Here is a 10,735-nt window from a genome sequence, read left to right on the forward strand (position 1 = left end):
AGACAGGACGAGCAAAAACACGAAGGCATATTTCACACAGAAGAAAAAGGCCTCTCTTACTCTGTGGTATTTTCCGGCTCCATAATTCATGCCGCACACCGGCTGAAAGCCCTGTCCAAAGCCAATGAGCGCAGAATTGGCAAAGGTGGTCACTCTGTTCACAATGGACATGGCCGCAATGGCGGCGTCTCCAAATTCCGCCCCATATAATCCTGCCGCCCAGTTCATACAAATCTGGGCCACACTGCCCAGTCCCTGTCGGCACAGGGAGGGAAGGCCTCCCCGGATAATCTCCTTAAAATAATACCAGCTGGGTGAAAAGTCACGCAGGTGAATACGGATATTGCCTCCCTTTCGGGTCATGAGAACCAACAGCACAAAGCTGACAATCTGGCTTATAGTGGTGGCAAGAGCCGCTCCCGCAACCCCCATATCAAAAACAAAAATGAAAAGAGGGTCCAGTCCAATGTTTAAAACGGCTCCCGTCACAATTCCCACCATGGCATAGGATGCGCTGCCCTGAAAGCGGAGCTGATTGTTCAATACAAGGGACGACATCATAAAAGGAGTCCCTAATAATATAATGCCAAGGTACTCCTTGGTGTAGGGCAAAATTGTAGGGGTGGAGCCCAGGGCCATTGACAGGGGTTCCAGAAAAATCAGCCCAAGCACGCCTGCAAAGATTCCTGCCAGGAAAGCGCTGACAAAGCCTGTGGCCGCCATTTTGTTGGCGTCCTCAAATTCTCCTGCCCCCAGCTTTCTGGAAATATAATTGCCGGAGCCGTGACCAAAGAAAAAGCCGCAAGCCTGTATAAAAGCCATCACAGAAAAAACCACTCCCACCGCCGCCGTAGCCTGAGTGCTGATTCTTCCCACAAAAAAAGTATCTGCCATATTATAAAAAGAGCTCACCAGCATACTGATAATGGTGGGAACCGCCATCTGGCACACCAGACGGGTGGCAGGCTCGTTTAACATATACTCTATCTTTTCCTGCTGATTCATTCTGCTTACTTTCATAGGTATATCGTATCCTTTCCCTCTTCAATAGCAGTATTATACCATAGTTTTTTTTATTTCACATTTCTTTTCAAATTTCTTAATATGGATTTTAGAATGCGTACAAAATTTAGACACATCTTTCCGCTATGATAAATACATAAAGAAAAGGAGCTGTGGGATTCTTACAGCACAGTTTGAGTTCTGTCAGCTTCGCCAAAAAACTCTCCCGCAGGCAGCCTTTTCTGCTATGGGTTACATATAGATTCTTTTTCATAACTATACTCCTTTCGCCTGCTTCGGCAGGCAATGATTTAAAGCTTGAAAGGAGCTTTCAAGCTTCCCTCTTATTTCCATTACAGCAAAATATCCCGGCTGCCAGATCCGGCAGCCGGGATATTTTTGTTGTATGGCATAACCTTTGGTTTTTGGGGAATCTCATGCAAATTCTTTCAGATCACTCACGCTCTTTAAGGAATAGGAAGCCGCTTCGTATCCTGCGGCGTCGCCTACCGCCGCACAGTCAAAGCCTCCTGCCACAGCCGCATCCACTCCGGCCTTGGCGTCCTCAACCACCAGACATTCCTGGGGGTTCAGCTTCAGACGTTTGGCAGCTATCAAAAACACCTCCGGGTCCGGCTTAGACCTTGTAATGTCGTTTCCGTCCGCTACGGCGTCGAAATAATCCCCAAGACCGATTCTTTCAAGTATAAAAGCCGTATTCTTGCTGGATGAGCCTATTGCCAAAAGCTTTCCAGCGTGCAGAAGATCCAGCGTTTCTTTTACCTCGCTGCTTAAATCCTTTGGAGACATCTGTGCAAGCAGCTTACGGTAATTGGCGTTTTTTTCCTCCGCCATCTCCAGTTTTTCCTCCTCGGTATAGGCCTTTGTACTTTTTTCCAGAATAATCTCCAAGCTCTCCATTCTAGAAACTCCCCTCAGCCGGTTGTTAATCTGCTCGTCAAAAGGGATTCCCAGTCTGTCTGCAAGCATTTTCCACGCTTTATAATGATATTGATCTGTGTGGCAGATTACTCCGTCCAAATCAAAAATAATTCCTTTGTAGTCCTTTTTCATAAAACCTTTCTCTCCTTTTTGCAGCCTCTATTTCACCAGGTTTTCTCCGGCCGGTATCCTGACCTCTTCCTCCTCCCAGCAAAATGAAACGTCTTTCGTGCCTAGATTTTTGATCTCTGTTCTGCCCTTTTTCACAGTCACATACAGCGGGCATCCCTGCCATACAAGGTGAAAGGCAAGCCTGCTCCATTCTTCGGGCAGCTGCGGGCTCATGCGAAGCCCGTCCTTTAAAATCCGCACACCTCCGAAGCCGCATACCGCGCTCTGCCAGATGCCTCCCATACATGCACTGTGGATACCCATGTCAGAGGTAGTCATCACCTGTCCCAGGTCTGTATCCAGACATCCTCTGAAGAAATGGTACGCCTCCTTGGTCCAGCCAAGCTCCGCCGCCATAATACAGTGGGTTGACTTACTGAGGGAGGAATCATGGAGCGTTCTCTCCTCATAAAAACGATAGTTCTTTTCCTTCGTCTCCCGATCGAAAACATCATCCATAAGCAGCATCAGAAGAATAGTGTCCGCCTGCTTTGATACCTGAAAGCCGCTGATCTGTTCTATATTATAATCGTTGTAAATAGTTCCCACAACATCGCATTCCTTGTATTTTGTCAGATCAATCTTCTTTAAATCAAAATACCGGTCAAACTGCGGTATGATGCCATCCTCGTTGGGCAGAGGAAGATACAGCCCCTCCGCCGTTTCCTTGATTTTTGCCTGCAGCTGCTCCAGCTGGAATTTTTCCTCCAGCCTTTTTAGGGTCTCTCCCTTTTTCTTCCGAAGCTTTTCTATCATACGGGCGGCAAGAACCAGATTCCAGTGGACCAAATAATTGGTATAGGCGTTGTTGTCCACATGCTCCTTATACTCATCCGGCCCGATCACATCCGTAATATAGCATTTTTGATGATCAGTGCCTTTATCCTTCCATTCCACACGGTTCGTCCAGAAAAGCGCCGTGCCGATGACGATTTCATAGCCGTACCTGTCAAGAAACTCCTGATCTCCCGTTGCGGTAAAATACTGCCATACGGCAAAGGCCACATCTGCGGAGATATGCTGCTCCAGAATTCCTGTCAGAATTTTCATGGGCTTGCCCGTCACCACATCGGCCCCGCCCCACAGAGGCGTTACCTCTCCATCGTCAAGCCACGCGCTCTCCCAGGGGAACATAGCCCCTTTAAAGCCGTTTTCCTTCGCCTTTGCGTACGCTCCAGGCAGACTCTTTCCTCTATAGGAGAGAAGGGTTTTTGCAGTATCCGGATCTGTAAGGATATAATAGGGCAGAAGGAAAATCTCCGTATCCCAGAAGGAATGGCCCTTATAGCCCTCGCCGCTTAAGGCCTTGGCTCCGATTCCCACTCTGTCGTCGTCCTTTTTCACCATAATATTCAGATGATAAAGGGCAAAGCGCACTGCAATCTGGTCATAGGAATCCTGGCTTTCAATGAGCACATCCGCCACGGTCCAATGCTCCTTCCATGCCTTGCGGCTTGCCGCAGCCAGCGCGTCATAACCGCTCTCCAGAATACTGTCCATATGCTTTCTTCCGTCTGCAATTACCTTTTCCTTTACATTCTGCTGACCCTCATAGACCTTATCCCTGGAGGTGTGCACACAGGCCAGCTTTTCCACCGTAAGCGTCTGCCCGGCCTTCAGCGTAAGGCCTGCAGAAACGGCCAGAAAACGTCTGTCTATCACAGGCAGCTGATAAAGATCCAGCCTCTTCCCGTCCACATAAAACAGATTGGCGGCATACTCACAGCAAAGCACCTGAGACTGTACGGTGGCGCTGCACATTTCCATGATGAAGCCCTTGTGAAGTCTCATTTTTCCCTCATGGAAATGCTGGGTTCCCGTATTGGTCACACGGCCGTTGATCCCACTCTTTATCTTGATTTCCACATCCCTGTTTCCTGCACTGATCTTTACCCTCTGGCCCAGCACATGCTCGTCCGCAAGGGAAACAAATCGTTCAAAATCCAGAGCTATTTCATCCCCTGCGGGGCTCACCCATTCTATCTGCCGGCTTAAAAAACCGTCCTCCAGATCAAGCCGCCTGCTGTAGCTTTTCAGCTGTCCGCTGTCCAGCCCGAAGCGGCAGCCTCCTATTGTCAGCTCCAGATTGGTAAGATCGGGAAGATTCGGAAGCTCGGTAACCTCTTCATCGTCAAATTTGTCAAAGGTGCCTGTTACAAACAGGTCTCTTTTTTCCCCCACATAAGCCTCCTCCAAGGCCGCTCTCTGGCCGAGATATCCATTTCCCTGGCAGAAAATAGCCTCGCATTTTCCCAGATGGGAGGGATCAAAAATTTTTTCCTCTATCACCCAGCCGGCTTTTTCTCCAGTGCCGGCGGCATAATTCAATGCTTTTCCCATTGTTGATATATTTCCCTTTCCTGACTGTTTTCTTTGATTGGGCTTATTCCTTGATTCCCGTTGCCGCCACGCTTGCCTGTACCTGCTCCTGCGCCACGGCGTACAGCAGAATGCCGGGTATGATTACAATGGCCAGCGCGGCAAACATTCTGGTATAGTTGTAAGAAAATTCGCTGGTAAAGAAGGACAACGCAATGGGCAGTGTCCTGGACGTATCTGAGGACGTCAGCAGGGAAGCAAAATAGTATTCGTTCCAGTTGCCCAGAAACATCAAAATTCCTGCTGTTGTAAGCGCTCCCTTTGTCAGTGGAAGATTAATCCTGCCGAAAATGCCGATAAAGCTTGCCCCGTCAATCAAAGCAGCCTCATCCAGAGCCTTTGGAACCGCCATAAAGCCCGCCTTTAAAAGAAACATGGACATTGCCATGCCGGCCGATAGATACACCAGCGTTAGTCCCCAGATATTGTCATACAGCCCCAGCTGCATCACCAGGGTAAATATAGGCTGTGTTCTGCTGTGCCCCGGCACCAGGAGTGTGATTGTAAAAAGCATATACAGCAGCATTCTTCCCGGAAACTTATATTTTGCAATCACATAGGCGCTCATGGAAAAGACAAACAGGGAAACTCCCGTGGAGACCACCGACGCCAGCAGCGAATTTGCAAAATAGATCGGAAAATTATAAGTCTGGAACAGATATATGTAGGTTTCCAGGGAAAAGGATGTGGGCAGCGCCAAAGGGCTTCCCAGTATTTCCGCATTTGTCTTGAAGGAGGACATAACCACCCAGAGGATGGGGAACACGGAAATCACAATCACAAAGATCATTACTACATACATCATAATTCTTGTCAGCGTTTTTTTCACTATTCTCATACACTTCACCTCAATAATCCGACTCATTCATCCGGAATGCCTTGTTGATCACCGCCAAAACAAGAAGTCCTATGATAAACATAATCACGCCGATGGCATTCGCCCGGCCGTACCGGTAATCCATAAGGTTGTTTACCAGCAGTATGGACAAGCTCATGGTATCATCTCCGGGGCCGCCCGCTGTGGTCAGGGAAATCTGTTCATACATTGTAATACGGGCGGTAAGAGAACAGATAATACTGGTGCCGATGGCGTTTCGACACAGGGGAAGCTGAATGTATCTCACCAGCTTCCAGCCCTCAGCCCCATCAATTTTCGCAGCCTCGATCCATTCCTGAGGAATATTCATCAAATCGCCCAGCACCACAAGAGTGACGATGACCGCATAGAACAGCCATGTCAGGGTAATGCTCCAAAACGCCCAGGGCGAGCTGTAGAACCATGCCACATTAAAGTCGGGGTTGAAAAAACGGATAATGCGGTTTAGCACACCGAAATCATTATTGAATATGAAGCGGTATATCATTGCCCATGCGGCTGCCGAAATCACATTCGGCACCATGAACACCGCTCTGGTAAATCTCCAGCCCACCGGCTTGTTATAGAGAATAAACGCTACCAGCGTTCCAAATCCGACATGCAGGGTCATTGCGATAAGTCCCCAGGCCAGCAGGTTTTTCAGGGAGATTAAAAAGGCATCTCCTTTAAACAAATTAATGTAATTATTCAGGCCATTGAATTTTGGACTGTTGAACCCGTCCCAGGAGGTGAACGAGGTCACAAATACCTGGATAATGGGCACCATATAAAACATCAAAAATATAATGACCGTGGGAAGCAAAAACAGATAAATCCATTTATAATTTTTTCGTTCCTGCCAGCCTGGTTTCTTCCGCATACCCTTAGCTCCTTTCCGCTAAAAAGCTAATCCATATTTATTCAGCGGTAGCCTCTACCGCTCTGTCCGTCAGCTCCTGGCAGAACTGCTCGGGAGTATAGGTTCCGTCCGCCAGAGAGGGAAGCAGCCTTCCGAAATCACTGTTTGCAACAGAAGAAGGAATCACGTCAAGGATGCAGGGTGCAAACACTGTATTTTCATTGGTATCTGCTCCCAGATCCGCAAGCACCTGTGTTTCTGCCTGCTGTGCCGTGAAGTTCTCAGAATATGTGAGGTTTGGAGCGTCTCCGCCCTCTGCAAGCAGATAAGCCTCGATTTCCTCAGGAGAGTTGATAAACTCCAAAAATGCCAATGCCAGCTCAATTTCTTCCTCGCTTGCGGAAGCGGAAATCCACCACTCACCGTAGGATCTTGTGGTTGCAATTCCAATATCTCCGGGGAACAGGGCTGCACGCACATTTGCACCGTCAAAGCCGTTGCTCCAGTTTGCGGATGCAGTCTCCTCAAAGTCTGCGGACATCCAGGGGCCGTTGGAAATCAAAGCTGCCTGTCCGCTCATAAAGGAGTTTGCCGCGTCTGCATAGGTCGCTCCGATGGAGTTGGAGGCTGCATTGTTCTGAAGAAGCTGCTGCAGCTTGGTCACGCCTGTAATAATTGCCGGCTGATTGAAATCTGTGATCTTGACATCCGTTCCCGCCTGAAGAAGATCAACGCCGCCGTCCTCAGCCGCAATAAAGGCTGTCAGGAAAAGAGCGCTTACCCAGCCGTTCTCTGCAGTGGAAAATGCAATCTTCTGATCGCCGATATCGGCAATAAACTCATCCATGGTCATTTCGCTCACATCACCGGAGGGCTCCCACATTGCGCTGTTGTAGAAAAATCCGGTAGGACGCACGGTAGCCAAGGGCATAGTGTAAATGCTGCCGTCCTCCTGTGTGTTGAAGTCAATGGCATCATCTAAAAGAATCTCCTTAATCTCGGGCTTGCTGTCAAGCCAGCCGCTCAGATCGTAAGCCATTCCGTTGGGTATCACCACATTGGTAATCCAGTCTGTGTCGCCGCCCTGTACAAGCACAGGAAGCATATTCTGCTGTGCAAGCTGTTTTAATCTATCCTTAAATCCATCCTCCGGCGTAGCCTCAAGATTGATTTTATAGACGCCTTCATATTTCTCATTAAAGCGCTCCACCTGGGGCTCAAAGAATACAGCTCCCACGTTTTCTCCTGTCTTATAGGAAGGGATGGTCACCTCAATCAGTTCTCCCGTACCTGCCGTTTCTGTCTGGGCAGCTTCTGTTCCGGCAGTAGTCTCAGCGGGAGCTGAAGAAGATGTGGTGTTCGTTTCAGCCGGCTGGCTGCCGCATGCCGAAAGCAGCATTCCTGCCGCCAGAGCAAGTGCTAAAGCTTTTCTTTTCATAAATAATCCTCCTTAAATGTTGTGTGTTCAAATCTACATTCTTACCCGGAATATGAGAAGTCCTTTCGAAAACGTTTTTGCATCAGGCCTTTATTAACGCCGTGGCATGTCCGGCATTTTTTGACCGCATATGCCACAGCTTAATTTAAGCAAGCCCTTTTTCGATGTTTTGCACGCTTTCCCTCTCCAGTATCCTGTAGGGAAGTATGATATGGCCCATCTTTGCTTTCTTTGTCATAATCTCGTGGAGAAACCTTGCTCCGGCGAAACCGCTTTCCTTCATATCCTGTGCGACAGTGGTGAGGGGCGGGGTTGTATATCCGGTGATTGGGATTCCATCAAAACCGGTAATGGAAAAATCCTCTGGCACTCGGTATCCGCATTCCTTTACTGCGCTCAGCACCCCAAGCGCCATTATGTCGCTGAAGCACAAAAATGCAGTATGTCTGGATGTTCCGTTTTCCTTCAGGTATTCCTTGACCCGGCTGTAGGCAATTTCCTCACTGAAGTCGCAGTACAGGACATTGTCCCGCGTAAGCCTTCTCCCTGCCTTTTCCAGCGCGGCATAGACGCCTGTCAATCGCTCTACATTAACTGCCGCATTCTTCTTGCCGCTAATCACCAGGATATCCTTGTGTCCGTTTTTGATCAGAAGCTCTGTAATTTCCTGGCCGGCAGCCACGTTGTCGATGGAAACCCATCCCGCCTTTTTTCCCGGCAGCTCTACGTCAATAGCCACACAGGGTATTTCCGTAGTCTCCATCAATTCGCTGAAATAAGCGTCCTCCATTGTAACTCCGCTTAAGATTACGCCCGCTACACTGTGTTCCACACAGAATCTCTTGTAGGACATCTGCCTTTGGTGGGCGGAATCCGTTGCATACACCGCCACCTCAAGCCCCGACGAGCAGGCATAGGAGTAAACTCCCTGCATCAAGGTGAACATAAGGTTTTCCTTGGGGTTGTTTTCCAAAAGACCGGATATGATCAAAGCAATATTCCTCTTATTTTTGGAGGACAGATTTCTGGCGCTTAAATTCGGCGAGTAATCCAGCTGCTCCGCCGCCTCAAATATCCGTTTCTTCGTTTCGGGCTTTATGTCCTTATAACCATTAAACGCCCGGGAAACAGTTCCAATGGAGACCCCTGCTCTCCTGGCCACATCTCTGATGGATCCTGACAAAAGATCTTCTCCTTCCGAAAAGGTTTTTGTAGTTTAGTATAAATATACTATGTTTTTTTATTATTGTAAAGAGTTTTGTGCTTTTTTTATTATTTTCTTTTTTATTCACCCCTTTTTGGTGTACAATGCTGTATGCTTATGGCGTTTCCCATGCTTTTTTCGGCGGTTTTCCCTATTTATATCCCAAGACTTCCTGCAATATCTCTAAAACCGTAAAAATACGCCCCTAATTATCTGCAATTCACGCACTACATAAATATTGCAAACAAATAGAGGCGATTTCTTTGAAAATCCTGTATGCTTCCCCTTTATGCGGGTACCTACTCCGAATATGTTTCTGTTGTCTCTGTGCCCTGGGTCGTTTCTGTCTCCTGGGTCGTTCCGGCAGCTTCCGTTGTTTCTGCCGCTTCTGTTGTGTCAGCAGTCTCTGAGGTCTGGGTTTCTATGGTCAGGTAATTGAGATTACCCTTGCTGTCCTCCACTTCAATTCCTGCGCTGATCTCCTCCATATAGGCAGTCATGGTTTCGCTCAAAAGAGTGCTTCGAACGCTCAGCTTCCACGCCGGATCATTTTGGCCCACATAGTACATCACATAGGTATAGCCATCGTCCTCGGAGGTGATGGAAACAGTATCTCCTGCAGCTCTGTCCTCCTCGAACAGCCACTGATCCAGATCGTCCGGCAGGCCTCCTTTGGTAATTCCTTCATACAGTCCTCCGTTTCCGGCGGTGGAGGTATCTATGCTGTACTGTTCGCAAAGGGCTCCAAAGGTTTCCTCTGTGGCCTCTCCAGAAGCCCACTCATCCAAAAGGGCCTGTCCGTCCTCTTCCTGCGTAATCAGTACACGCACATCCACAGACGGGGTTTCATCCAGATAACGCTCCTCAAAGGCCAGCACGAAATAGCGGTTATTGTCAGCGTCCTCAATAATCGTGGTGTCTCCCGCTGCTCTGGAAGCGTCGAACAGCCAGTCCTGGGTCAGAACGTTTGCGCTTGCTCTCTGTACATTTTCCCGCAGCTCGCCGTCCTGGGCCACCGTCTCCTGGGCCTCCTGGGCAAGAGCCTGTGCCTCTTCCATAGCTGCTGCTATCTCAGCCTCAGAGGGCTCATACTCCTCTTCCGTCCCGGTCTCATCCGCCGCGCTCTCCTGAGCGGCGTCAGTCTCCGTGGAAGCCTGGGTATCCTCTGCAGACGCAGCGTCCTCCCCAGAGGACTCTTCCTCTGCGGATGTCTCTTCTGCCGGATCCGCCAGCTCAGTGGGCTCCGTGGGAAGCTGGGCTTCAATGGTTACGATCCGGTAATCCACAGAATCGTAGGAATCCCTGTTCTCCTCGTAGTAGCTTTGGATCTCCTCCTCAGAAGGGGCTCTTTCCTCGGCAACCTGCTCGTAATACTGGTTGATTACCATGGCCTCCTTCACAAAATCCGATATCCTGCTCAAGGTGGCATAGGAACCATAAAGCTGGCGCACATAATCTCTGGTGGTCAGCCCCGCCTCCGACGCCGCACTCTCTATGGATTCCTCAAAATCCGCGTATTCTTCTGTGGTATCATAGGTAAAACCCGCAGCCTCCGCCTGATCCTTCAGGGCTTTGCTGCTGATCAGATTTTCCACTGCCAACTGCTCAAAGTAGTCCTGCCAGGTAAGGGTTTCAGAATACATCTGTGTGGAAAGATCTCCTGAGAGATCCAGTCCAAAATAGGACATATAGGTGCCATACTGCGCCAGATAATTATTTCTTGCAATATTATAAGCATAATCAAATTCCACCCTGGTGACATTTTCTCCGCCCACCTTTATAAAGGTTCCCCGGGTGGCCATGAGGGTCCGGATAGGGAAGGAGGCGATCAGACATACCAAAGCTGCCACGATCACGATTCCCACAGCAGTCATGATACGCCTT

General features: G+C 48.9%; 9 protein-coding genes. All 9 read right to left on the reverse strand.

Annotated elements, in window-relative coordinates:
• Nucleotides 1-1,020: MATE family efflux transporter (locus AC1WIP_RS05805; RefSeq protein WP_481140937.1), on the reverse strand; the 1,020-nt coding region annotated here is incomplete at its 3' end.
• A 109-nt stretch (nt 1,021-1,129) separates the two neighbouring features.
• Nucleotides 1,130-1,276: a hypothetical protein gene (locus AC1WIP_RS05810; protein ID WP_481140938.1), complete on the reverse strand. Its 147-nt coding sequence runs from the start codon at nt 1,274-1,276 to the stop codon at nt 1,130-1,132.
• Nucleotides 1,277-1,437: 161 nt separating this feature from the next.
• Nucleotides 1,438-2,076 carry a beta-phosphoglucomutase gene (pgmB, locus tag AC1WIP_RS05815; RefSeq protein WP_481140939.1) on the reverse strand — a complete coding sequence of 213 codons (639 nt, stop codon included), beginning with the start codon at nt 2,074-2,076 and terminating at the stop codon, nt 1,438-1,440.
• Between the two features lie 27 nt (nt 2,077-2,103).
• Nucleotides 2,104-4,455 (reverse strand): glycoside hydrolase family 65 protein, encoded by a 2,352-nt coding sequence (locus AC1WIP_RS05820; RefSeq protein ID WP_481140940.1) that lies wholly within the window; start codon nt 4,453-4,455, stop codon nt 2,104-2,106.
• Between the two features lie 43 nt (nt 4,456-4,498).
• The gene (locus tag AC1WIP_RS05825) at nt 4,499-5,332 is read right to left on the reverse strand and encodes a carbohydrate ABC transporter permease (RefSeq protein ID WP_481140941.1); all 834 of its coding nucleotides are present in this window, start codon (nt 5,330-5,332) and stop codon (nt 4,499-4,501) included.
• 10 nt (nt 5,333-5,342) lie between these two features.
• Complete coding sequence (locus AC1WIP_RS05830) at nt 5,343-6,230, reverse strand: carbohydrate ABC transporter permease (RefSeq protein ID WP_481140942.1); 888 nt, start codon at nt 6,228-6,230, stop codon at nt 5,343-5,345.
• A 37-nt stretch (nt 6,231-6,267) separates the two neighbouring features.
• A complete protein-coding gene (locus AC1WIP_RS05835) occupies nt 6,268-7,647 on the reverse strand; it encodes an ABC transporter substrate-binding protein (RefSeq protein WP_481140943.1) in 1,380 nt (459 codons plus the stop codon).
• 145 nt (nt 7,648-7,792) lie between these two features.
• Nucleotides 7,793-8,830, reverse strand: a complete 1,038-nt coding sequence (locus AC1WIP_RS05840; RefSeq protein ID WP_481140944.1) for a LacI family DNA-binding transcriptional regulator — start codon at nt 8,828-8,830, stop codon at nt 7,793-7,795.
• 320 nt (nt 8,831-9,150) lie between these two features.
• On the reverse strand, nt 9,151-10,735 hold a 1,585-nt coding region (locus AC1WIP_RS05845; protein ID WP_481140945.1), incomplete at its 5' end, for a peptidylprolyl isomerase.

The sequence above is a fragment of the Acetatifactor sp. genome (assembly GCF_982438285.1).

Coding starts and splice junctions, on each gene's coding strand:
- AC1WIP_RS05810 (WP_481140938.1), bottom strand. CDS start 1,276: ATGAAAAAGAATCTATATGTAACCCATAGCAGAAAAGGCTGCCTGCGG.
- AC1WIP_RS05820 (WP_481140940.1), bottom strand. CDS start 4,455: ATGGGAAAAGCATTGAATTATGCCGCCGGCACTGGAGAAAAAGCCGGC.
- AC1WIP_RS05835 (WP_481140943.1), bottom strand. CDS start 7,647: ATGAAAAGAAAAGCTTTAGCACTTGCTCTGGCGGCAGGAATGCTGCTT.
- AC1WIP_RS05825 (WP_481140941.1), bottom strand. CDS start 5,332: ATGAGAATAGTGAAAAAAACGCTGACAAGAATTATGATGTATGTAGTA.
- AC1WIP_RS05830 (WP_481140942.1), bottom strand. CDS start 6,230: ATGCGGAAGAAACCAGGCTGGCAGGAACGAAAAAATTATAAATGGATT.
- pgmB (WP_481140939.1), bottom strand. CDS start 2,076: ATGAAAAAGGACTACAAAGGAATTATTTTTGATTTGGACGGAGTAATC.